Source organism: Pseudomonas sp. Ors-4-3C (assembly GCF_055755035.1).
Genome location: NZ_CM146900.1, coordinates 5805171 through 5829132, shown reverse-complemented (window position 1 = coordinate 5829132; position 23962 = coordinate 5805171). Strand labels below are relative to the sequence as shown.

The following is a 23962-nucleotide window of genomic DNA, read 5'->3' as shown; positions in this document are numbered from 1 at the left end:
TTAGATTTTTCCGCTCATAAGCTAAGTCTAAAAAGTTATTTATTTTTAGATTCTTAGATCATTTAGTCTCCTTTCACGCCGATCATCGGTCGCCTGACTTGGAGCACTCCCCATGAAACTGAATTTCCCGCTTCGCCTGCTGGCCGTGGCCTCGTTGGCTGCTGCGAGCTTTCTGGCGCAGGCCGCCGACCTCACCGTCGCCTACCAGACCACCGTTGATCCGGCGAAAGTCGCCCAGGCCGATGGTGCCTACGAGAAAGCCACCAAGGCCGACATCAGTTGGCGCAAGTTCGATAACGGCGCCGACATCATCGCTGCCATCGCTTCCGGTGACGTGCAGATCGGCTACCTCGGTTCCAGCCCGTTGACCGCTGCGATCACCCGCAAGGTTCCGGTGGAAACTTTCCTCATCGCCACCCAGATCGGCGCCGCCGAAGCGCTGGTCGCTCGCGACGGTTCCGGGATCAAGACCCCGCAGGATCTGGTCGGCAAGAAAATCGCCGTGCCATTCGTGTCCACCGGTCACTACAGCCTGCTCGCGGCGCTGAAGCACTGGAACATCGATCCGTCGAAAGTCACCGTGCTCAACCTCGCGCCGCCAGCGATCATCGCCGCATGGAAACGCGGTGACATCGACGCCACTTACGTCTGGGATCCGGCCCTCGGTGTCGCCAAGGAAAACGGCAAAGTGCTGATCACTTCCGGCGAACTGGCCAAGTTCGGCGCGCCGACCTTCGATGCCTGGATCGTGCGTAAAGACTACGCCGAGAAGCACCCGGAAATCGTCACCGCGTTCGCCAAGGTCACCCTCGACGCCTACGCCGATTACCGCAAGGACCCGAAAGCCTGGCTCGCCGACCAGTCCCACGTCGACAAGCTGGTGAAGCTCTCCGGCGCCAAGGCCAGCGACATTCCATTGCTGCTGCAAGGCAACGTCTACCCGCTGGCGGCTGATCAGGTGATCACCCTCGGCGCGCCGACCACCAAAGCCATCACCGACACCGCCGCGTTCCTCAAGGAGCAAGGCAAGGTCGAAGCCGTACTGCCGGACTACGCGCCGTACGTCAGCGCCAAATACATCACCAACTGATCGGGAGTTAACTGCGATGGCCTTGCTACAGCTGGAGCGCATCAGCGCACAGTACCCGGGCAGCCCGGAACCGGTGCTGGCGGACATTTCCCTGACCCTCGGGCCTCAGCAATTGCTGGTCGCCCTCGGCCCGTCCGGCAGTGGCAAGACTTCGCTGTTGAACCTGATTGCCGGCTTCGTCGAACCCAGCGCCGGGCGCATCACCCTCGACGGCGTGCCGGTCAAAGGCCCGAGCGCCGAACGTGGCGTGGTGTTCCAGGATGACGCTCTGCTGCCGTGGCAGGACGTGCTGGCCAACGTTGCCTTCGGTCTGGAGCTGGCCGGCGTCGCCAAAGACAAACGCGAACAGCGCGCCCGCGAGATGCTCGCGCTGGTCGACCTCACCGGTTTTGAACACCGCCGTATCTGGCAACTCTCCGGCGGCCAGAAACAGCGTGTCGGCCTGGCACGCGCCCTCGCCGCCGACCCGCGCGTGCTGCTGATGGACGAACCCTTCGGCGCCCTCGACGCGTTCACTCGCGAGCAGATGCAGGAGCTGTTGCTGCAAGTCTGGCAGCGCACCGCCAAACCGGTGTTCCTGATTACCCACGACATCGAAGAAGCAGTGTTTCTCGCCACTGACCTGATTCTGTTGGCACCGAATCCTGGGCAGATCGTCGAGCGCCTGCACCTGGATTTCGGTCAGCGCTACGCCGCCGGTGAATCGGCACGGGCGATCAAATCCGACCCGCGTTTTATCGAGACCCGCGAGCACGTGCTGAGCAAAGTGTTCTCGCAACGCAGCGCCGTTCAGCGGCAGGAGCGCGCATGAGCAGTTACGACGTTTCCGCCCCCGCAGTGAAAAGCCCATCGGTGGTGATTCCGGTGCGGCGCAGCCTCAGCACCCGCTGGATCAGCCTGCTGACCCTGTTCACGTTGCTGGTGATCTGGTGGGCGGTGACCGCCAGCGGTTTGATCGAACCGCTGTTCCTGCCACCACCGTCCGCCGTGCTGCAAAAAGGCTGGTTGCTCGCGACCACTGGTTACATGGATTCGACCCTGTGGCAGCACCTGGGCGCGAGCCTGAGCCGCATTGGCCTGGGTCTGGGTTTTGCGATTCTGACCGCGGTGCCGGTGGGCATCGCCATCGGTGCCAACCGTATTGCCCGTGGTGTGCTTGATCCGCTGATCGAGTTCTACCGGCCGATTCCGCCATTGGCTTATCTGCCGCTGATCGTGATCTGGTGCGGCATCGGCGAGTTGTCGAAAGTGCTGCTGATCTACCTGGCGATTTTCGCGCCGATCGCCATCGCTACCGCGACCGGCGTGCGCACCGTTGACCCGGCTAAATTGCGCGCCGCGCAGTCGCTCGGTGCCACTCGCGCACAGCTGATTCGTCATGTGATTTTGCCCAGCGCGTTGCCGGATATTCTCACTGGTGTGCGCATTGGTCTCGGCGTCGGCTGGTCGACCCTGGTCGCCGCCGAACTGATCGCCGCCACCAGCGGCTTGGGCTTCATGGTGCAATCGGCCGCGCAGTTCCTGGTCACCGATGTGGTGGTGCTGGGGATCCTGGTGATCGCCCTGATCGCCTTCGCCATGGAAATGGGCCTGCGTGCCCTGCAGCGCAAACTGGTGCCGTGGCACGGCCAGGCGCATTGAATACTTGCCATCCAAAACCTGTGGGAGCGGGCTTGCTCGCGAATGCGGTGTATCAGTCACAGAAATGTCTTCTGACACACCTCATTCGTCGGAACGCCGCCCGGAGCAAGCCCGCTCCCACCAAAAGCTCAAAACCCGAATTCCAGAGACCCACCATGAGCAGCCTGACCATCACCCCATTAAGCTCGGCTCTCGGCGCGCAGATCAGCGGCGTCGACGTCAGCCAGCCGTTGAACCTGGAACAGCGCGACGCCATCGAGCAGGCGCTGCTCAAGTATCAAGTGCTGTTCTTTCGCGACCAGCCGATCGAACCGTCGCAACAGGCGCGTTTCGCCGCGTACTTCGGCGACCTGCACATTCACCCGATCTACCCGAACGTGCCGGAGCAGCCCGAAGTGCTGATCCTCGACACCGCCGTCACCGACGTGCGCGACAACGCGATCTGGCACACCGACGTGACCTTCCTGCCGACCCCGGCGATGGGCGCGGTGCTCAGCGCCAAGCTGCTGCCCGAGTTTGGCGGCGACACCCTGTGGGCCAGCGGGATTGCCGCGTATGAAGCACTGTCGGCACCGATGAAAAACCTGCTCGAAGGGCTGACCGCGACTCACGATTTCACCCGCTCTTTCCCGTTGGAACGCTACGGCAATACGCCGCAAGCACTGGCCCAGTGGGAAGAGGCGCGACGCAAGAACCCACCGTTGTCACACCCGGTAATCCGTACCCATCCGGTCAGTGGACGGCGCTCGTTGTTCGTCAACGAAGGCTTCACCTCGAAGATCAACGAACTGTCGGAAACCGAGAGCGAAGCGATTCTGAAATTCCTGTTCGCTCATGCGACCCGACCGGAATTCACCATTCGCTGGCGCTGGCAGAAAGACGACATTGCCTTCTGGGACAACCGCGTGACCCAGCATTACGCGGTGGATGATTACCGTCCGGCGCGGCGAGTGATGCAGCGGGCTACGGTGTTGGGGGATGTGCCGTTTTTTAAATAAAGCCTGATTTAGGTGTTGAATTTAAAGGCCCCTTCGCGAGCAAGCCCGCTCCCACAGTGGAATTGTGGTGTACACAAAACCTGTGTGCACCATTGATCCAATGTGGGAGCGGGCTTGCTCGCGAAGGCGTCAGTACCGGCGCCGGGTGATCCGGCGCGGAACGCTTATTCAGCCGTCGAAGGCTTCTCCCAAAGATTGATCCCGCCCTCTTGGGCAAACCGGTCGATCTCCGCCAGTTCCTCGGCACTGAAACTCAGGTTTTTCAACGCCCCGACGTTCTCGATGATCTGCTCCGGCCGGCTCGCGCCAATCAGCGCCGAGGTCACGCGTGGATCACGCAGGGTCCAGGCCAGTGCCAGTTGCGCCAGGCTCTGGCCGCGACGCTTGGCGATCTCGTTCAATGCGCGAACATGCGCAATGTTGGCCTCGGACAGGTGCGAAGCCTGCAGCGAACCACCGCCCGGACGATGGACTCGCGCATCCGCCGGCACGCCGTTGAGGTATTTGTCGGTCAGCAGACCTTGCGCCAACGGCGTGAAGGCGATGACGCCAGTGCCGAGTTCTTCGGTGGTGTCGAGCAGGTCTTTTTCCACCCAGCGATTGAGCAGGTTGTACGCCGGCTGATGAATCAGCAGCGGTACTTTCCATTCCTTGAGCAGCGCAGCGATCTCGCGGGTTTTCACCCCGGAGTACGACGAGATACCGATGTACAACGCCTTGCCCTGCTGCACGGCGGTGGCGAGGGCGCTGGCGGTTTCTTCCAGCGGGGTGTCCGGGTCGAAGCGGTGCGAATAGAAGATATCCACATAGTCCAGACCGAGGCGCTGCAGGCTCTGGTCGAGGCTGGCCAGCACGTATTTGCGCGAACCGCCGCCCTGACCGTACGGGCCGGGCCACATGTCCCAACCGGCCTTGCTGGAGATGATCAGCTCGTCGCGGTAGTGCTTGAAGTCTTCGCGCAGCAGGCGACCGAAATTGATCTCGGCGCTGCCGTACGGCGGGCCGTAGTTGTTGGCCAGGTCGAAGTGGTTGATCCCCAGGTCGAACGCGGTGCGCAGCAAGGCGCGCTGGGTGTCGATCGGCGTGCTGTCGCCGAAGTTGTGCCACAGGCCCAGCGACAGCGCCGGCAGTACCAGACCACTGCGGCCGACGCGGCGGTAAGGGATGGAGTCGTAGCGGTTTTCGGCAGCGGTGTAAGTCATCGAATCCTCTCTTGTTTGATTGCCAGCAAATTGAGGGTGAATCCCAAACCTGTGGCGAGGGAGCTTGCTCCCGCTCGGTTGCGCAGCAACCGCAAAACCATCCAGCGCGCTATGCCTGTCTGAATGCGATGGCAGGTTTTGGGTCTGCTTCGCAGACCTGCGGGAGCAAGCTCCCTCGCCACAAAAGTGCTCTACACAAATTTGTTTATGGGTCGGGCAAGGCCCAGGTTTTCGCGCAAGGTTCGGCCCTCATACTCGGTTCTGAACAGCCCACGGCGCTGCAGTTCCGGGACCACGCCATTAGCGAAGTCTTCGAGTCCGCCCGGCAGGTGCGGCACCAACACGTTGAAGCCATCCGCCGCGCCCTGTTCGAACCACTCCTGCAAGCGGTCGGCGATCTGCGCCGGCGTGCCCACCAAGCTGTAATGCCCGCGCCCACCGGCAATCCTGCGGCCCAATTCGGCGAGGGTCAGATGCTCCCGCCCTGCCAGTTCAGTCAGCAATTTCTGCCGGCTCTGCTGGCCGCTGTAGGTCAGCGGCAACGCCGGCAGCGGTCCGTCCAGCGGGTACTTCGACAAGTCGAAGTTGCCCAGCATACGCCCAAGCAACGCCACGCCAACCTCCGGTTCGACCAATTGCTGAAACGTTTCACATTTTTCCTGCGCTTCGGCTTCTGTCTGGCCGACGACGACAAACACCCCCGGCATGATTTTCAGCGAATCGGCACTGCGCCCGTACTTGGCCAAGCGGCCCTTGAGGTCGGCGTAGAACGCCTGCGCGCCGGCCAGCGAAGTCTGCGCGGTGAAAACCACTTCGGCGGTCTGCGCCGCCAATTCACGCCCGGTTTCAGACGAGCCTGCCTGCACGATCACCGGTTGTCCCTGCGGCGAGCGCGCCACGTTCAGCGGGCCTTTCACCCGAAAATGCTCACCGACGTGATCCAGCACATGCAGCTTCGCCGGGGCGTAATACGCGCCACTGGCCTTGTCGCGGACAAAGGCATCGTCCTCCCAACTGTCCCACAGCCCGGTGACCACCTGATGAAACTCGCGGGCGCGGCTGTAGCGTTCGGCGTGACCGATGTGTTCATCGCGACCGAAATTCAGCGCTTCAGCGGCGTTGTCCGAGGTCACCAGATTCCACCCGGCGCGGCCACCCGACAGATGATCGAGCGAAGCGAATTTACGCGCCACGTGGTACGGCTCGTTGTAGCTGGTGGTCGCCGTGGCGATCAGGCCGATGTGCTCGGTCACCGCGCTCAGGGCCGAGAGCAAGGTCAGCGGTTCGAAGTGATCCGAGCGCGCCATGCGGCTGGCGATATCCTGGGTCGGCGCGGCCACACTGTCGGCGACGAACAGCGTGTCGAACTTCGCCGCCTCGGCAATCTGCGCCAGACGCTTGTAGTGGGCGAAATCCAGCCCGGCATTCGCCGGTACCTGCGGGTGACGCCAAGCGGCGACGTGGTGCCCGGTGGCCATGAGAAAGGCGCCGAGTTTCAGCTGTCTGCTCATCTCAGAAATCCTTGCGCAATTGCACGCCGAAGTAGCGCTCGTCATCCCGTGGCACGGCGCGGTAGATGTAGTTGCCGCCGCTGGCCAGCAGCGGTGAGTAGGACTTGTCGGCGAGGTTCTTGCCCAGCAGCGCCACGCGCCAGCCGTTGCTGTAATCGGCCAGCGCCACACTGGCATTCCAGATGCCGTAGGCGCCCTGCTTGGTATCGGTGTTCTGACTGATGTCGTACTGCACTTCGCTCTGCCAGCTGTAGTCGGTGCCGAGTTCGATATCCAGACCGTTTTCCAGCGGGATCGTGTAGTCGGCGCGCACGTAGCTTTTCCAGTCCGGACTGAACGGCAACGGTTTGCCATTGACGTTGCACGAGGCCGCCGCGCCCGCCGGGCAGCTGAATTGGTCGATGCGTGCGCGGGTGTAGGCCAGCGCTCCGGAGAACTTCAGTTGCTGGGTCGCCTGCAAGGCGTAATCGAGTTCGACGCCTTCGGTGCTGACGCTGCCGGCGTTGATCAGGCGCGTCACCACTTGCCCGGCGACGGTGTCGAAAAAATTCGCCTGATAGTTGTCGTAATCGCTATGGAACACGGCGAGGTTGGTGGTCAGCCGGTTGTTCCAACTGGTGGCCTTGATCCCCGCTTCCCAAGTGTTGGAGGTCTCCGGCTTCAGCGCTTCGGTGTCACGCGGCTGCATGTTGAAGAACACGTTGTACGCCGGGCCTTTGTAGCCGCGCGAGTAGGTCAGGTACGTGGTGACCGCAGCGCTCAGGTCGTACTGCACGCCGAGGCGGCCGGACCAGCCGTCCTCGTCCACCGAACCGGAACTGCTGGTGGCCGGCTGGATGCCGCTGACCGTGGTCGCCGAGGTCGAGACACGACGGTGATCGTATTCCAGATCATCGTGGGTGTAGCGCAGGCCGGCGATGCCGCGGAAAGCCGACGTGAAGTTCAGCGTGGTCTCACCGAACGCGGCGTAGCTGTCGCTGGTGGTGCTGTAGTCAGCCACGCCACGGTTGACGCTGGTCGGCGTCGTCAGGGTGCGCTGGTAGGTCTCGTCATCCTTGCCGTGCATGTAGAACAGGCCGCCGACGTATTCAAGGAACTCACCTTTTGGCGAGGCCAGGCGCAGCTCCTGCGAGTACTGATCGAAGGCCAGATCGCCCTTGTCGGCGGTGCCGGGGAACGCGGTGGTGATCGTGCTCAGCCGATCGCCGTCCTGATATTGCGTGTTGTCCCAGCCGCGCCACGCGGTGATCGACGTCAGGGTGTAATCGCCCAGTTGCCAGTCGAGCTGACCGGACAGGCCTTTGTTGGTGTCCTCGACGTGGGTGCGGGTATCGGTGTTGATATCGCGGTTGTGGTTGCTCGCATAGACCGGGCTCAGCGCGTTGGCGAAGGCCGGGGTCAACGACTTGCTGACGACGCCGTTGGGACCGTCGTCGTGGGACTGCATGTAGTCGGCGATCAGGGTGAAGGTGACGTCGTCATTCGGGGTGAATTCGAGCTTGCCGCGCACGCCGCGATGGTTGTAGCCGTTGACCTCCTGGCCGTTGTATTTGTTGTCGACGTTGCCGTCGTAGCTACTGACCAGGGTGCTGATCGAGCCCTTCAACGTATCCGGAATAAGGCTGCCGCCGATGCCGAAGCGGGTGCGGCTTTCGTTGCCGCTGTAGTACGACTGATCGATGTAGCCGTGGGTCTCGTTGGTCGGCGCCTTGCTGGTGATGTTGAGCACACCGGCCGACGCATTCTTGCCGAACAGCGTGCCCTGCGGGCCGCGCAGTACTTCGACGCGCTCCAGATCCAGCAGGTCGAGAGTCGATTGACCGGGACGCGCATAGACCACGCCGTCGATCACCGTGGCCACCGTTGGCTCGACGCCGGGCGAGGTGGAAATCGTGCCGACGCCACGCACGAACAACGAGGTGTCCTTGTTCGACGCACCGGTACGGAAATTCAGCGACGGCACTTGCTGGACGATGCTCGCCACGCCATTGCGGTTGTCGCGCTCCAGTTGTTCACCGTCGATCACCGAGACCGCCACCGGCACCTTCTGCAGCGACTCTTCGCGGCGGGTGGCGGTGACCGTGACGGACTTGAGGGTCGGCTCTTGATCGCTGCTGTCAGCGGCAAAAGCATTGGTCAGCGGCAACGCCGCCAGCCCGGTAAAAATCCAGCCAGCGGCGCGAATCGACTGCGCCAGTGTATGTGTCGCCCCAGGAATGTTGTGCATGTTTGCCCGCTCGAAATTGGCCCTGAACCGCTGCCGTTCTGCGACGACAGCGCCTGAATCGGTGTCTTGGGCATTCGCTCGAGCGAGTAGCAGACAATGCGCTTTGTTAGCGCTAACATCGCCAGTATCGACAAGCTCGGCATAGAGCGTCCAATACTGAAAAATTACTTTTATATGCGTTTTGGTTTTTAAGAAGGATCAAGCCTTGAGCCAGGAAAAGCCCCGCAAACGCCGTGGCGCCGGACGCGTGACCCTCAATGCGGTAGCGCGCGAGGCCGGGGTGTCGGCGATTACCGTGTCGCGCTATTTCAATCAGCCGGAAACCGTCTCGCCGGAGCGCCGCGAGCGGATTGCGGCGGTGGTCGCCGAGTTGGGTTACGTGCCGAACCTGGTGGCCGGCGGGCTGGCCTCGGCGCGGGGCAAAATCGTCGGCATGGTGATTCCGAACATCTCCGGGCCGATCTTTGCCAACACCATCCAGGGCTTCAGCGACACCCTCAGCCGCCACGGTTATCAACTGCTGCTGGCGTCGAGTTACTTCAGCACCGAGCAGGAAGAAAACGCCGTGCGCGCATTTCTCGGCTGGTCGCCGGCGGCGCTGGTGTTGACCAGCCACTTCCACAGTTCGGGCACGGAAAAGATGATCGCCGAGGCAGACATTCCGGTGATCGAGACCTGGGATTACCAGCCGGATCGCGAGCCGATGCAGATCGGCTTCTCGCACTACGAAGTCGGCGTCACGGCTGCACAATATCTCCACGGCAAAGGCTATCGCCGCATCGCCTTCGTGCAAAACAGTACCCCCGGCGACCTCAGCGCACTGGAACGCCGCGATGGTTACGCCGCCACCGTGCGCGAGTTCGGACTGCAGCCGTGGGTGTTCGCCCCGGACGCCGACCGCGCGCCGTTCGAAGCCGGCAAGCAAGCGATGGAAGCACTGATGAACGCTTCACCCCGCCCCGACGCTATCGTCTTCGCCAACGACAACCTCGCCGCCGGCGGCCTGCTCGCCGGGCAACGCGCCGGCCTGAAGATCCCCGAAGACTGTGCCGTGCTCGGCTTCGGCGATTACCCGTTCGCCGAAATGCTCCTGCCGAGCCTGAGCACGATCAAACCACCGGCACTGGAGATCGGCGTGCTGGCGGCAACGCGGGTATTGGAAAGTCTTGGGGTGTTGCCGAGCGATGAGGTGCAGCGCCTGAATCTGTTGCAGTGCAAGGTGATCGAGCGCGAGAGCACCTGAGACACATGCCTCGGTAGGAGCTGCCGCAGGCTGCGATCCTTTGATTCTGGCTTTTTATAAGCGAAAGATCGCAGCCTGCGGCAGCCCCTACAGGTTGTTCGTCATGCCGACAATTCGCGTAACGCAGCTGCGGCCAGAAATCCGGAGCGGGAACTGTAGCGTTGATCACGCCGGACTGTTTGATCAATACGCTCCAGCAGTTGCTCGGGTAGCGTGGCGTTGAAGCGTACCGACTTGCCGAAATAGGGTGTGATATCAAAGTCGACAACACCCCAGATTCCACCCGCGTAATCCGGGTTGTCGAGATGTGCATCAATGTCCTGAACTCGAGGCAACGGTGCACCATCAGCCACCAGTCCCTCATAGTGCAGGGCCAGAGCCTCCTGAGTGTTTTCAAAAGCTTCGGCTACCGTGCTACCTGCGGAGAAGCACCCCGGTACATCCGGGACAATCACTCCGTAGTCCGAGTCGGCATCCTTGTGCAAAACGACCGGGAATTTCATAAACGTGAATCCTTCCTCTGACGTGTCCATAAAAGGACTTTCACTTCCAATAACGGGCTTCATTTCAACCCCGCCTGTTTCAAAATGCTGTTGATCGTCCCTTTGGGAAGGTCTGAATCCGGATGCTTGATCGTCACCCGACCCAGCTTGCGCGGATGCTTGTACTGATGGTGACTACCCTTCACTGCAACCAGATACCAACCATCCTCCTCGATCATCCTGATCATTTCCCGACTACGCATTTCCTTCGCCCTGTTCGACAGCAAGAGCTGGTCACTTTAGGGCGTAAGCAACCGATTTATACACACGATACACACTCTGAGAAATATTAGCTGGGTGAACAAACGCTCGGTAATTGGTTCGACCAACGGCAGGCGCGGGCCAGTGAAAAAGGGCCTTGCCGTCTAGATACATTTGAATGCGTCGCGAAATGTGTCTGATCGAGAATGGTTGGCTTGTATTGATGCGGGCTGACTTGTCTATGCTCTTAATGACACCGAGGTGGCCCTATCGCGAGCAGGCTCACTCCTACAAGGAATGCGGTTGGCCACAGGATTTGTGCACAGATGCGTTCACTGTAGGAGTGAGCCTGCTCGCGATAAAGGTCTATCAGGCGATATTCATCTACTAGGCAGAACCCGCTATGCACACCGCAATCATCATCTTCTTCGGTCTGGTCCTGCTCGCCCTGATGCTCTATATCGGCGAGCGCGTTGGCTTCAGCCGACAAACGCTGGCCTACAGTTTCGCCGCGCTGTGGCTGGCGTTGACGGTGATCAATGGCGCGGTGGGGGTGGTGCATGCCGGGCAGCCGCTGGGGTCGGAAATCGCGGTGGGCAGTGCAGTGTTCGGGGTGCCGATGGCGGCGATGGTGTTGTTCATGGTGCTGAGCGCCGAGTCGTGAAACGTCCCGGCGCTCAGCTGCCGATCAACGCACCAGATGCAGGAACTGCATGTGGCGTTCGTACTGGTCGAGGATGTCGTTGATGATCTGTTCCTTGGTGTAGCCGACCAGATCGTAGTCCTGACTGCCCTCGCTCAAGTGCACTTCAGCGCGGTAATAGCGGCGGTTGTTGAGCTGCTTGGAACCCATGCCACCCCGGGCGAACGACGGCGTGAAGTAGCCGCGCATCTGCACCTGATAGATGAATGGATGCTGCTCGCCGTGGCCGATTTCCAGGCTGATGTTGTCGTGCGCCGGATCCGGCTGGGTGACCACGTTCAAGCCCTTCTCGACGAATACCGCCGTCACTTCTTCGATCGCCGGACGCACCGTGGTGTCCATGAAGCGGTACACCTCGTCGCGCGACGGGAAGTGCACCGCCTGACTCAGACGCTGGCGCCAGCCACCCTTGCCACGCCGCGAACCGGAGACCGGTGCCAGCGAATGCAATTGCGCGATCTGCTTCTGCGATTCCAGATAGAACGCCTTGTGCAGCCCCCACATCATCAGCAACAGAATCAGCGAGAACGGCAGCGAGGTCAGCACCACCGCTGACTTCAGCGCATCGATACTGCCGGAGAACAGCAGCGCACTGGTGATCAGCGCCGTCATCGCGCCCCAGAACACCCGCAGCCACTTAGGCCCGTCTTCATCCGGGTTACCGCCCTTGGCCGACAGGGTCGAGAGCACCACGGTGCCGGAATCAGCGGAAGTGACGAAAAACACGAAGCTGATGAACACCGTGACCGCGATGACGGTCTTGCTCCACGGGTAGGTTTCCAGCAGCAGGTAGAGGGTCATCGACGGGTTGTCGATGGCCGACATACCCAGCGCCGACATGCCGTGATTGAGCACCTGATCGATCGCGCTGTTGCCGAAGATCGACATCCACGCCAGGGTGAAGCCGAGCGGAATCAACAGCACGCCGAAGACGAATTCACGGATGGTCCGACCACGGGAAATCCGTGCGATGAACAGGCCCACGAACGGCGACCATGCGATCCACCAGGCCCAGTAGAACACCGTCCAGCCACCGAGCCAGTCGCTTGGCTTGTCGTAGGCGTAGAGGTCGAAACTCTTCATCGGCAGCGCGCCGAGGTAATCGCCGAGATTCTGGATCAGGGTGTTGAGCAGGTGCTGGGTAGGGCCGGCGAACAACACGAACAGCAGCAGCGCACAGGCCAGCAGCATGTTGATGTCGGACATCACCCGCACACCTTTATCCACACCCGACACGGCGACGATGATCGCCGCGCCCATCATCAGCGTGATCAGGCCGACCTGAATCCACTGGGTGTGAGCGATGCCGAACAGGTAGTCCAGACCGGAGTTGAGGTGCAGCACACCGAAGCCCATGTCGGCGCCGAGACCGAACACCGTGGCGATGATGCCGAAGCCGTCCACCGCATAACCGATGGGGCCGTTGATGCGTTTGCCGATCAGCGGATACAGCGCCGAACGCAAGGCCAGCGGCAGGTTATGTCGGTAGGCGAAATAGGCCAGCGCCATGCCGACGAAAGCAAACACGCCCCAGCCGTGCAGGCCCCAGTGCAGAAACAGAATCTGCATCGCCTGCCGCGCCGCGTCCGCCGTGCCGGCCTCGCCTTGTGGCGGCTGGAGCATGTGCGTCAGCGGTTCAGAGACACAAAAGAAAAACAGCGTGATGCTGATCCCGGCGGCAAACAGCATGCCGGCCCAGGACAGGTAACTGAACTCGGGTTCGTCGTGGTCGGCACCGAGTTTGATCTTGCCGTAGCCCGATAACGCGGTGACCACCACGAAGACCAGATACAGCGTCATCGCGAGCATGTAGTACCAGCCGACCGTGTTGGCCGCCCAGTTTTGCGCTTGCAGCAGCCAGGCACCGGCCTGCTCCGGCATGGCGATGACAACCAGACCAAACAGCAGAATGACCGTCGCGGCGAAGTAGAACACCGGCGGATTCATGCGGACCAGACCGCTGGCGGGGGTAGACGATGCACTCATGAAACGTGCACCTCGAGGGGTTGAAACGTGGCTGAAATGATCGGACTCAGCAAAGGCAAGCCTCCTGTTGTGAGCGGGCAGCGAACCACCGGTTTAACTTGAATGAACGTTCAAGTTAAACATGGATAGGGCGCTAAGGACTAATCGCAGGGCCAGGCGGTAGTTTTCCTACAGTAGCCCAAGGAGGGGTATGACGCGGGTTTGAGGGGATTCGTTCAATGGAGAATTGGCTGAATGCCATCAACCTGAATTGATGGGTAAATTGTGGCGAGGGAGCTTGCTCCCGCTGGACTGCGCAGCGGTCCCAATCCGGCGTCAGTCGCAATTGGGAGTCCTGCGGCCTCCAGCGGGAGCAAGCTCCCTCGCCACAAACGAACTGGAATCTTACTTCTGCGTGCCGTCATCATGCTGCAGATTGGCCTGCGTCAAGTTGCTCCCCGCCGGCACGCTGCGCGTCAGCCAGACGTTGCCGCCAATGGTCGAACCCTGGCCGATGGTGATCCGCCCGAGAATCGTCGCCCCGGCATAAATCACCACGTCGTCCTCGACAATCGGGTGCCGTGGATGGCCCTTCTGCAACTGCCCGTCTTCATCCGCCGGGAAGCGCTTGGCCCCGAGGGTCACAGCCTGATAGATCCGCACCCGCTCGCCGATGATCGCGGTCTCGCCGATCACCACACCCGTGCCGTGGTCGATGAAGAAACTGCGGCCGATCTGCGCGCCCGGGTGGATATCGATACCGGTGGCCGAGTGCGCAATCTCCGCGCTGATCCGCGCCAGCAACGGCAACCCGGCGCGATACAAATGGTGCGCCAGACGATGGTGAATCACCGCCAGAATCCCCGGATAGCAGAGCAGCACTTCATCGACGCTGCGCGCCGCCGGATCACCGTGATAGGCGGCCAGCACGTCGGTGTCGAGCAGGCTGCGCAGGCCCGGCAAGGCCAAGGCAAAGTCCTGGATGATGCGGATCGCCTGAGCTTCGACGTCAGCGTCACCTTGAGCGCTGTGCCGGGCGACATAACGCAACTCCAGCCGCGCTTGCCCCAGCAACGCATTCAGGGCTGCATCGAGGGTATGCCCGACATAGAAGTCCTCACTCTCCTCACGCAGGTCCACCGGCCCCAGACGCATCGGGAACAACGCGCCACACAGCGCCTCGAGAATCTCTGCCATCGCGGCGCGAGACGGTAACTCACGGCCACCCTGCTCGCCGCTGGCCCGGCCATTCTGGGTACGCCACTGATCCCGCGCGGTACGCAGTTGGCTGACGATGGTCTGCAATTGCCAATGGCTGGAACGCTCGCTCACGGTAAAGACTCCTCACGGGCGGCCGGACGGTCGGGCCGCGTCAACGGCGACTACTTTACGGCATGCCAACGAAGGCGAATTAAGAACCGATAGTGCTGGGCTAAGCACATTTGGCTATAAGCGATCCACGGTTGCCCCGGTAAATCGGCGTGCCTATAGTCCTGTCATCTTTCTCCGCCAGTACGGGCTCATGATCAAACAACAGCTGGATCGCTTTAACCGTCTCGACCTGCTCGGCCAACCCACGCCGCTGGAAAAACTTGAACGTCTGTCCGCCTGGCTGGGCCGCGAGGTGTACATCAAACGCGATGACCTGACGCCGCTGGCCATGGGCGGCAACAAGCTGCGCAAACTCGAATACCTCGCCGCCGATGCCCTCGCCCAGGGCGCCGACACGCTGATCACCGCTGGCGCCCTGCAATCGAATCACGTGCGCCAGACCGCTGCGCTGGCGGCCAAACTCGGCCTGGGGTGCGTGGCGCTGCTGGAAAATCCGCTGGGCACCGACGACAGCAACTACACCGGCAACGGCAACCGCCTGCTGCTGGATCTGTTCGACACCAAGGTCGAGCTGGTGGACAACCTCGACAACGCCGACGAACAACTCGCCGCCCTCGCCGTGCGCCTGCGCAGCAATGGCAAGAAGCCGTATCTGGTGCCGATCGGTGGCTCGAATGCTCTCGGTGCATTGGGCTACGTGCGTGCCGGTCTGGAACTGGCCGAGCAGATCAAGGACACCGGCCTCGATTTCGCCGCCGTGGTGCTGGCCTCGGGCAGCGCCGGAACCCACAGCGGTCTGGCATTGGCCTTGAGCGAAGCACTGCCGAAATTGCCAGTGATCGGCGTGACCGTATCGCGCACTGAGGAAGATCAGCGACCAAAAGTGCAGGGTCTGGCCGAACGCACGGCAGACCTGCTGGGCGTGAAATTGCCGGAGAGCTTCAAGGTCGAGTTGTGGGACGAATACTTCGGCCCGCGTTACGGCGAGCCGAATGCCGGGACACTGGCGGCGGTGAAACTGTTGGCCAGTCAGGACGCGGTGCTGCTCGACCCGGTGTACACCGGCAAGGCCATGGCCGGGTTGCTCGACGGGATCGGCCGCCAGCGTTTCGACGATGGCCCGATCATCTTCCTGCACACCGGTGGGGCGCCGGCGTTGTTTGCCTACAAGGACGCTTTGAGCGGTTGAAGCGCCTTTGTGGCGAGGGAGCTTGCTCCCGCTGGGGCGCGCAGCGCCCCCAAACTTGCTTCCCCATTTTCAGTTGAACACTGGCGGAAGGTATTGCGACTGCTGCGCAGTCGGGCGGGAGCAAGCTCCCTCGCCACAGGTAAACTCCGCATATTCCATATATGAATATCAAATTAGATATTAAGTATTTTCAAGTCTAAAGCAAACATCTTATAGTCTCGCCGCAGGCGAATTTCGGGCAAGACGCATAAGCTGCTTTAGGGCACGATAACGCAGTCGCTCAAATCCCGAATTCGCCAACTTTCCTTAAGCGTCTTCCATAAGAAAACACAGGGGCTTGTCATGAATTTTTCCGCACTACGTCGCAATCTGCTGGTAGGTTCGCTGGGCCTTGCACTGAGCGCCGGCCTGATCGGTCAGGCAACCGCCGGTGAGCAACTGCAACAGATCAAGGACAAAGGCGTTATCAACGTCGGCCTGGAAGGCACTTACCCACCGTTCAGTTTTGTTGACGAGAACGGCAAGCTGTCCGGTTTCGAAGTCGAGTTCTCCGAAGCGCTGGCCAAAGAACTGGGCGTCAAGGTCAAATTGCAGCCGACTAAATGGGACGGCATCCTCGCCGCACTGGAATCCAAACGTCTGGACGCAGTCATCAACCAGGTGACCATCTCCGAAGAGCGCAAGAAGAAATACGACTTCTCCGAGCCCTACACCATCTCCGGAATCCAAGCGCTGGTGCTGACCAAAAAAGCCGCCGACCTGAACATCAAGACCGCTGCCGACCTGGGCGGCAAAAAAGTCGGCGTAGGCCTGGGCACCAACTACGAACAGTGGGTCAAGGCTAACGTGCCAACCGCTGACGTGCGCACCTATGAAGATGATCCGACCAAGTTCCAGGACCTGCGTGTCGGCCGTATCGACGCCATCCTGATCGACCGTCTGGCCGCACTGGAATACGCCCGCAAAGCCAAGGACACCACTGCCGCAGGCGAACCGTTCTCTCGCCAGGAAGCCGGCGTCGCCCTGCGCAAAGGCGAGCCTGAATTGCTTGCTGCTGTGAACAAGGCTATCGAAAAGCTGCGAGCCGACGGCACGCTGGCCAAGCTTTCGGAAAAGTACTTCAGCGCTGACGTCACCAAATAATGGAAGAAACTTTCCAAATCGTACGGGAGGCCCTGCCCTTTTTGTTCAAGGGCATGTACTTCACCGTCATCCTCAGCCTGGGTGGCATGTTCTTCGGCTTCCTGCTGGGCTTCGGCCTGGCGTTGATGCGCCTGTCACGCTTTAAGCTGTTGAACTGGATTGCCCGCATCTACGTGTCGTTTTTCCGCGGCACACCGTTGCTGGTACAACTGTTCGTGATCTATTACGGCTTGCCACAAGTGGGAGTGGAACTCGATCCGATACCGGCTGCCCTGATCGGCCTTTCGCTGAACATGGCGGCCTACATCTGTGAAATCCTGCGCTCTTCGATCAGTTCGATTGAACGTGGTCAGTGGGAAGCCGCTGCGAGCATTGGCATGACTCGCGCGCAAACCCTGCGTCGGGCCATCCTGCCGCAGGCGATGCGTACGGCATTGCCGGCGTTGGGCAACAGCTTCATTTCACTGGTCAAGGACACGGCACAGGCTGCCACCATTCAAGTGCCGGAGTTGTTACGTCAAGCGCAGTTGATCAGCGCCCGTAACTTCGAAATTTTCACCATGTACCTTAGTGCCGCACTGCTTTACTGGATTCTCGCCTCGGTGCTGTCGCACCTGCAGAACAAGCTGGAAGAGCGGGTCAATCGGCACGACCAGGAGTCCTGACCCCATGATTGTCGTGGAAAAACTGACAAAGCAGTTCAAGGGTCAAGAGGTGCTCAAAGGCATCGATCTTGAGGTGAAGGAAGGCGAGGTCGTGGCCATCATCGGCCCCAGCGGTTCGGGTAAAACCACGTTCCTGCGCTGCCTGAACTTCCTTGAACAACCCACCAGCGGCCGGATCAAGGTCGGCGATATCGAAATCGATACCAGCCGCCCGCTGAGCCAGCAGCAGAGTCTGGTGCGCAACCTGCGCCAGCACGTGGGTTTCGTGTTCCAGAACTTCAACCTGTTCCCCCACCGCACCGCACTGGAAAACGTCATCGAAGGGCCGATCGTGGTCAAGAAGATGCCGCGCGAGCAAGCCGTTGCCCTGGGCATGAAGCTGCTGGCCAAGGTCGGTCTGGCCGGCAAGGAAGATGCGTATCCGCGTCGTCTGTCCGGCGGTCAGCAACAGCGCGTGGCGATTGCCCGGGCGCTGGCGATGGAGCCGGAAGTGATCCTGTTCGACGAGCCGACCTCGGCCCTCGACCCGGAACTGGTGGGCGAAGTGCTGGCGACCATTCGCGGTCTCGCTGAAGAAAAACGCACCATGGTCATCGTCACCCACGAAATGGGTTTCGCCCGCGACGTGGCCAACCGTGTGGTGTTTTTCGACAAGGGTGTGATCGTCGAGCAAGGCGAAGCCAAGGCGTTGTTTGCCAACCCGAAAGAAGAGCGCACCCAACAGTTTCTCAGCAAGTTTCTGAATCACGCCTGAGAACATCATTGTTTTGCATCATTAACTTCCATGGATGGAAGTTATACTTCCCCCGATTTGAAAAAAACATCTAAACCGCTCCAGCCTTAAACCTGTCAAAACAATTCATATATGTTCTGCAACAGATACAAGTAATCTGATGCGCGCTTGTTTGCCTGTGAAATGATCTGGATGAGCCCGCACAAAAATCGCAAAAACTCGCGAAAAACCGTAGTTCCATTCGCAATCAACGCTAGGCAGCATGCCTCATCAGCGTAGGAAGCTTCTGATTAATCCGTAATTCATGGATTAACTAAGGCGCTCTATTGACACTCTTTCCCGCACGCTCTTATCTAGTCGCCAACCGGCACCCATTAGTTGAATCAATCCGTTCTCAGCCCGAATAAAAGTTCATGGCTGCATTACCGATTCATCACGCCTTTTGTTTTTTCAAGAAACGGACTTCGCCGCAAGACTTCAAGGAGAGAACCCGATGACCCGCACTTCGCCTACCCCCGAACTGGCAGCGCCGAACCTCGCATCCGCGCAGAAAAACGCCATCAACCTGGCCGCTGCCGCGCACTTGCTGATTGATGTCATGCCCTACCCCGGCATGGACGTCGGCGATCTGATCGAACTGTTCTGGAACAACTGTTACGTCGCCTCGCGGGTCCTGACCAGTGAAGATCTTGGCGCAACGGTCAGCCTGCGGGTGCCGGAGAGTTTCATCGCCAGTGGCACCGCGCGGATTCATTATCGGGTGATGCAGATCGGCCAGGGACCGGCGCTGTCGGCGGCAACCCGGGTGCAGGTCAAGCTCGACTGCCCCGGCGGCCAGCCTTCGCCGTTGTGCGGTGATGAAAATCAGCAACTCGCGCCAGTCACGTTTCCCGACACCATCCGCCGTCAGGGCGTGAACCCCAATCAGATCAAACGCGGTGTGCCCCTGACCATCGAACCCTACCTGAACATGGCCGAGGATGACGCAATCACCTTGCGCTGGGGCGACGTGCGAATGGACCTGGCACCGATCACCGCCGCCGATATCGGTCTGCCGATCCAGGTCTGGGTGCCACCGGCGGTGATCGTCGAGGGAGGTGAGGATCTGCGCCTGGATGTGACCTATTGCGTCCTCGACTGGGTGGGCAACAACTCGCGCTGGGCACCGCCTCGAACGCTGAAGATCGGCTGTGTGAACCCTTATCTGAAGGTGCCGCTGCGCCAGGAGCTGAAGGCCGCTGAATCGCGCCAAGAAGAACGCTGAACCTTGTGGCGAGGGAGCTTGCTCCCGCTGGGGTGCGAAGCGCCCCCAGACCTGCGCACCGCGTTCATTCAAATGAAAGGTGGGATCAGGTTTCGCGACTGCTGCGCAGCCGAACGGGACGGTGCGAGGATTCGACAAGCGTCCTTGCCACAGACTCCAGTCACCGAAACAAAGTTGTTAACCAACCCGACCACCACCCCTTCTATACATATTCCTAAAAGTTAGTTTATTTAATATTTATACACGCTTAGGGTATATGAACCGGACCACCGGACATTCTTTCGTTCGCCGCACTTTTGCGGCGTTTTTCATGAGATGTGAGGTAGGTAGTATGGTCCGGAACACAATCACCCCAGTGCAGATCGCCAGGGCATTGCGTGCAGCCAAGGAGCGGCATTGATGTCCAGTCTGGCCGATGCAAACGTCCAGTCTGATCTGGACATCGCCCCACTGTTGTTGCCCGCGCAGGTCTTGCGCAACGACGCCCAAGCCATCAAGGCTGCCCACGAACTGGCGCAGGTTGCCCGTGTGCAGGCCGCCAAGCGCGACCGCCAGCGCAAGCTGCCATGGTCGGAAATCGAACAGTTCACCCGCAGCGGTCTGGGCAGCATTGCGATCCCGCGCGAATACGGTGGCCCACAAGTTTCATTCGTGACCCTGGCCGAGGTATTCGCGATCATTTCCGCAGCCGACCCGGCGCTGGGACAGATCCCGCAGAACCAGTTCGGCATCATCAACCTGGTACTCGGCAGCGCCACCGAGGCGCAGAAAAAGCAGCTGTTCCAGAGTGTTCTGGAAGGCTGGCGCATCGGCAATGCCGGCCCTGAGCGCGGCACCAAAAATACTCTGGAACTGAAAGCCCGCATCACCGCCGACGGCGATGACTACGTGATCAACGGCCAGAAGTTCTACTCCACCGGCGCGCTGTTCGCGCACTGGGTGGCGGTCAAGGCGCTCAATGACGACGGCAAGCAAGTGCTGGCCTTCGTCCGCCGTGGCACCCCGGGTCTGCGCATCGTTGATGACTGGTCGGGCTTCGGTCAGCGCACCACCGCCAGCGGCACGATTCTGCTGAACAACGTGCGGGTCGAGTCGAGCCTGGTGGTCGACAACTGGAAGATCAACGAGAAGCCGAATACCCAAGGCGCCGTGTCGCAGCTGATTCAGGCGGCCATCGATGCCGGCATCGCCCGTGGCGCCATCGACGACGCCATCGAATTCGTCAAAACCCGCGCGCGGCCATGGATCGACGCCAAGGTCGACCGCGCCAGCGACGACCTCTACGTGATCGCCGACATTGGCAAACTGAAAATCGAACTTCACGCCGCCGAAGCGCTGCTGCGCAAGGCCGGCAAAGTGCTCGACCAAGTCCATGCCGCGCCGCTGACCGCCGAATCAGCCGCCCGCGCCTCGATTGCGGTGGCCGAGGCCAAAGTGCTGACCACCGAGATTTCCTTGCTCGCCAGCGAGAAGCTTTTCGAGCTGGCCGGCAGCCGCGCGACCCTCGCCGAATTCAACCTTGATCGCCACTGGCGCAACGCCCGGGTGCACACCCTCCACGACCCGGTGCGCTGGAAATATCACGCGGTCGGCGCCTATCGCCTGAACGGTACTTTGCCGGCTCGCCATTCCTGGATTTAACGACCGCACACTTTTGACCAGATCTCTGGAGAAACACATGACTTATTCTCATCACGTCGCGGTCATCACCAGCGATGAGCAAGCCCTGATTGTCGCCAGCGACCTGGCCGAAGATTTCAAACGCGACAGTGCCGTGCGCGACCGTGAACGCCGCCTGCCACTGCCGGAACTCGACGTGTTTTCCCGCTCCGGCCTCTGGGGCATCAGCGTGCCCAAGGAATACGGCGGCGCCGGTGTGTCCAACGTGACCCTGGCCAAAGTCATCGCCCTGATCGCTCAGGCCGACGGCTCCCTCGGACAGATTCCGCAGAACCATTTCTACGCCCTCGAAGTGCTGCGCGTTAACGGCAGCCACGAGCAGAAACAGCGGCTGTACGCCGAGGTGCTGGCCGGTCAACGTTTCGGCAACGCCCTGGCGGAACTGGGCACCAAAACCGCTCACGACCGCGTCACCAGCCTCAAGCGTGACGGCGACGGCTATCGCATCAACGGGCGCAAGTTTTATGCGACCGGCGCGATCTACGCGCAGCGCATCCCGACTTCCGTCGTCGATGAAAACGGCGTGCAGCAACTGGCCTTCGTCCCGCGTGACAGCCAAGGCCTGACAGTGATCGACGACTGGAGCGGCTTCGGCCAGCGCACCACCGGCAGCGGTTCGGTGGTGTTCGAAGACGTCTATGTCGCTGCCGAGGACGTGATCCCGTTCCAGAGTGCTTTCGAGCGCCCGACCACGGTCGGCCCGCTGGCGCAGATTCTTCACGCTGCCATCGACACCGGCATTGCTCGCGCCGCTTACGAAGATGCCCTGCACTTCGTGCGCAGCAAGACCCGGCCATGGATCGACTCCGGCAACGACAAGGCCACCGAAGACCCGCTGACCCTGAAGAGTTTCGGCCACTTGAGCATTCGTCTGCACGCCACCGAAGCACTGCTTGAGCGCTCCGGCGAATTCCTCGACAAGGCCCAGGCCGAGACCAACGCCGAAACCGTCGCCGCCGCATCGATTGCCGTCGCCGAAGCACGGGCGATCAGCACTGAAATCTCCCTGGCCGCCGGCAGCACCCTGTTCGAACTGGCCGGCAGTCAGGCGACCCTGATCGAACACGGCCTCGACCGCCACTGGCGCAACGCCCGGGTGCACACCCTGCACGACCCGGTGCGCTGGAAGTATCACGCGGTGGGCAATTACTACCTCAACGATGAAAAACCGCCACTGCGGGGCACTATCTGATGAGCAAGAAAAAGATCCTGCTCAACGCGTTCAACATGAACTGCATCGGCCACATCAACCACGGGTTGTGGACGCATCCACGCGACACCTCGACGCGCTACAACACCATTGAATACTGGACCGAACTGGCGCAGTTGCTGGAGCGCGGTTTGTTCGACGGGCTGTTCATCGCCGACATCGTCGGTGTGTACGACGTCTACCAGAACTCGGTGGACGTCACGCTGAAAGAGTCGATCCAGTTGCCGGTCAACGACCCGCTGCTGCTGGTCTCGGCGATGGCCGCCGTGACGAAAAACCTCGGCTTCGGCCTGACCGCCAACCTCACGTATGAACCGCCCTATCTGTTCGCTCGTCGCATGTCGTCGCTCGATCATCTGAGTCGTGGGAGGGTCGGCTGGAACATCGTCACCGGTTACCTCGACAGCGCCGCCAAGGCCATGGGCCTGCGCGAACAGGTCGAGCATGACCGGCGTTACGATCAGGCCGACGAATACCTCGAAGTGCTCTACAAACTCTGGGAAGGCAGTTGGGAAAACGGCGCGGTGCTTAATGACCGTGAGCAGCGCATCTATGCGCAGCCGGAGAAGGTGCACAAGGTCGAACACCACGGCGAGTTCTATCAGGTCGAGGGTTATCACCTCTGCGAGCCGTCGCCGCAGCGCACACCCGTGCTGTTCCAGGCAGGCAGTTCCGATCGTGGATTGCTGTTCGCCGGGCGTCACGCCGAGTGCGTGTTCATCAGCGGCCAGAACAAGCCGTCGACCAAAGTGCAGGTGGACAAGGTCCGCGCCAGCGCCGTCGAAGCCGGACGCAATCCCGAGGACATCAAGGTGTTCATGGGCCTCAACGTGATCGTCGGCGCGACCGAAGAAGCCGCGTGGGCCAAGCACGCCGAGTACCTGAGTTATTCCAGCGCCGAGGCCGGCGTCGCGCATTTCTCAGCCTCCACCGGCATCGACTTTTCCCAATACGAAATCGACGAACCGATCCAGTACGTCAAGAGCAATGCCATCCAGTCCGCGACCAAGAACCTGCAGAACAACGACTGGACCCGGCGCAAATTGCTCGAGCAGCACGCCCTCGGTGGCCGCTACATCACCGTGGTCGGCTCGCCTGAGCAAGTGGCGGATGAACTGGAATCGTGGATCGCTGAAACCGGCCTCGACGGCTTCAACCTGACGCGCATCGTGACCCCGGAAAGCTATGTCGATTTCATTGAGCTGGTGATTCCGGAGCTGCAACGGCGCGGGTCGTACAAGACCGCGTATGACAACGGCAGCTTGCGCGAGAAGTTGTTCCACGGTGAGGCGCATTTACCTGAGCAACACACCGGCTCTTCGTACCGCCGCTAAAAGCATCGCTGGCAAGCCAGCTCCCACAAGGGTCTGTGGCGTTCACAAAACCTGTGGGAGCTGGCTTGCCAGCGATGAGGCCCGACCAG

Annotated in this window: 21 protein-coding genes; 14 read left to right on the top strand and 7 right to left on the bottom strand. The window is 60.8% G+C overall.

Annotation, left to right across the window (positions count from 1 at the left end):
• Positions 1-112 precede the first annotated feature (112 nt).
• The 4 genes from tauA (at position 113) to tauD (ending at position 3729) form a co-directional block, all read left to right on the top strand.
• Positions 113-1090 carry a taurine ABC transporter substrate-binding protein gene (gene tauA, locus ACVHNU_RS26355; protein ID WP_003220632.1) on the top strand — a complete coding sequence of 326 codons (978 nt, stop codon included), beginning with the start codon at positions 113-115 and terminating at the stop codon, positions 1088-1090.
• A 16-nt stretch (positions 1091-1106) separates the two neighbouring features.
• A complete protein-coding gene (gene tauB, locus ACVHNU_RS26350; RefSeq protein ID WP_103485314.1) occupies positions 1107-1901 on the top strand; it encodes a taurine ABC transporter ATP-binding subunit in 795 nt (264 codons plus the stop codon).
• On the top strand, positions 1898-2731 hold the full coding sequence (tauC, locus tag ACVHNU_RS26345; RefSeq protein WP_473018588.1) for a taurine ABC transporter permease TauC: 834 nt from the start codon (positions 1898-1900) through the stop codon (positions 2729-2731). The genes tauB and tauC overlap by 4 nt, the downstream gene beginning before the upstream one ends.
• Before the next feature lie 155 nt (positions 2732-2886).
• On the top strand, positions 2887-3729 hold the full coding sequence (tauD, locus tag ACVHNU_RS26340; protein ID WP_103521437.1) for a taurine dioxygenase: 843 nt from the start codon (positions 2887-2889) through the stop codon (positions 3727-3729).
• Between the two features lie 164 nt (positions 3730-3893).
• On the opposite strand, the gene mgrA is transcribed toward tauD, so the two are convergent.
• From mgrA to ACVHNU_RS26325, 3 genes are all read right to left on the bottom strand, one after another.
• Complete coding sequence (gene mgrA, locus ACVHNU_RS26335; protein WP_473018587.1) at positions 3894-4931, bottom strand: L-glyceraldehyde 3-phosphate reductase; 1038 nt, start codon at positions 4929-4931, stop codon at positions 3894-3896.
• Between the two features lie 191 nt (positions 4932-5122).
• Positions 5123-6442: an LLM class flavin-dependent oxidoreductase gene (locus tag ACVHNU_RS26330; protein ID WP_473018586.1), complete on the bottom strand. Its 1320-nt coding sequence runs from the start codon at positions 6440-6442 to the stop codon at positions 5123-5125.
• 1 nt (position 6443) lies between these two features.
• Positions 6444-8669: a TonB-dependent receptor gene (locus ACVHNU_RS26325; RefSeq protein WP_473018585.1), complete on the bottom strand. Its 2226-nt coding sequence runs from the start codon at positions 8667-8669 to the stop codon at positions 6444-6446.
• A gap of 205 nt (positions 8670-8874) precedes the next feature.
• Between ACVHNU_RS26325 and ACVHNU_RS26320 the strand changes: the two genes are divergently transcribed.
• Positions 8875-9912 (top strand): LacI family DNA-binding transcriptional regulator, encoded by a 1038-nt coding sequence (locus ACVHNU_RS26320; RefSeq protein WP_473018584.1) that lies wholly within the window; start codon positions 8875-8877, stop codon positions 9910-9912.
• Between the two features lie 101 nt (positions 9913-10013).
• Here the strand turns inward: ACVHNU_RS26320 and ACVHNU_RS26315 are convergent, their stop codons facing one another.
• Together ACVHNU_RS26315 and ACVHNU_RS26310 are read right to left on the bottom strand one after the other, a co-directional pair.
• On the bottom strand, positions 10014-10478 hold the full coding sequence (locus ACVHNU_RS26315) for a type II toxin-antitoxin system HicB family antitoxin (protein ID WP_027611195.1): 465 nt from the start codon (positions 10476-10478) through the stop codon (positions 10014-10016).
• Positions 10475-10657 carry a type II toxin-antitoxin system HicA family toxin gene (locus ACVHNU_RS26310; RefSeq protein ID WP_003220615.1) on the bottom strand — a complete coding sequence of 61 codons (183 nt, stop codon included), beginning with the start codon at positions 10655-10657 and terminating at the stop codon, positions 10475-10477. The genes ACVHNU_RS26315 and ACVHNU_RS26310 overlap by 4 nt, the downstream gene beginning before the upstream one ends.
• A gap of 401 nt (positions 10658-11058) precedes the next feature.
• Between ACVHNU_RS26310 and ACVHNU_RS26305 the strand changes: the two genes are divergently transcribed.
• Positions 11059-11319: a hypothetical protein gene (locus tag ACVHNU_RS26305; RefSeq protein WP_003220613.1), complete on the top strand. Its 261-nt coding sequence runs from the start codon at positions 11059-11061 to the stop codon at positions 11317-11319.
• Positions 11320-11343: 24 nt separating this feature from the next.
• Here the strand turns inward: ACVHNU_RS26305 and betT are convergent, their stop codons facing one another.
• Both betT and epsC read right to left on the bottom strand, forming a co-directional pair.
• Positions 11344-13305, bottom strand: a complete 1962-nt coding sequence (betT, locus tag ACVHNU_RS26300; protein WP_262143499.1) for a choline transporter BetT — start codon at positions 13303-13305, stop codon at positions 11344-11346.
• 423 nt (positions 13306-13728) lie between these two features.
• Positions 13729-14655, bottom strand: a complete 927-nt coding sequence (gene epsC, locus ACVHNU_RS26295) for a serine O-acetyltransferase EpsC (protein WP_003220610.1) — start codon at positions 14653-14655, stop codon at positions 13729-13731.
• 190 nt (positions 14656-14845) lie between these two features.
• Here epsC and ACVHNU_RS26290 point away from each other — a divergent pair, with 190 nt between their 5' ends.
• The 8 genes from ACVHNU_RS26290 to ACVHNU_RS26255 all read left to right on the top strand — a co-directional run bounded on the left by ACVHNU_RS26290 (position 14846) and on the right by ACVHNU_RS26255 (position 23873).
• Entirely contained in the window at positions 14846-15844 is a 999-nt protein-coding gene (locus ACVHNU_RS26290; RefSeq protein WP_103485322.1) for a D-cysteine desulfhydrase, read from the top strand.
• Between the two features lie 342 nt (positions 15845-16186).
• Entirely contained in the window at positions 16187-16987 is an 801-nt protein-coding gene (gene tcyJ / locus ACVHNU_RS26285; protein ID WP_123585657.1) for a cystine ABC transporter substrate-binding protein, read from the top strand.
• Positions 16987-17652, top strand: coding sequence for a cystine ABC transporter permease (gene tcyL, locus ACVHNU_RS26280; protein WP_226499778.1), 666 nt, complete (start codon positions 16987-16989; stop codon positions 17650-17652). The genes tcyJ and tcyL overlap by 1 nt, the downstream gene beginning before the upstream one ends.
• Before the next feature lie 4 nt (positions 17653-17656).
• Entirely contained in the window at positions 17657-18406 is a 750-nt protein-coding gene (gene tcyN, locus ACVHNU_RS26275) for an L-cystine ABC transporter ATP-binding protein TcyN (RefSeq protein ID WP_003220606.1), read from the top strand.
• A 472-nt stretch (positions 18407-18878) separates the two neighbouring features.
• Positions 18879-19649 carry a hypothetical protein gene (locus ACVHNU_RS26270; RefSeq protein WP_003220605.1) on the top strand — a complete coding sequence of 257 codons (771 nt, stop codon included), beginning with the start codon at positions 18879-18881 and terminating at the stop codon, positions 19647-19649.
• A 399-nt stretch (positions 19650-20048) separates the two neighbouring features.
• On the top strand, positions 20049-21290 hold the full coding sequence (locus ACVHNU_RS26265) for an SfnB family sulfur acquisition oxidoreductase (protein ID WP_473018583.1): 1242 nt from the start codon (positions 20049-20051) through the stop codon (positions 21288-21290).
• Between the two features lie 37 nt (positions 21291-21327).
• On the top strand, positions 21328-22521 hold the full coding sequence (locus ACVHNU_RS26260; protein WP_103521963.1) for an SfnB family sulfur acquisition oxidoreductase: 1194 nt from the start codon (positions 21328-21330) through the stop codon (positions 22519-22521).
• On the top strand, positions 22521-23873 hold the full coding sequence (locus ACVHNU_RS26255; RefSeq protein ID WP_473018582.1) for an LLM class flavin-dependent oxidoreductase: 1353 nt from the start codon (positions 22521-22523) through the stop codon (positions 23871-23873). The genes ACVHNU_RS26260 and ACVHNU_RS26255 overlap by 1 nt, the downstream gene beginning before the upstream one ends.
• Positions 23874-23962: the final 89 nt, after the last annotated feature.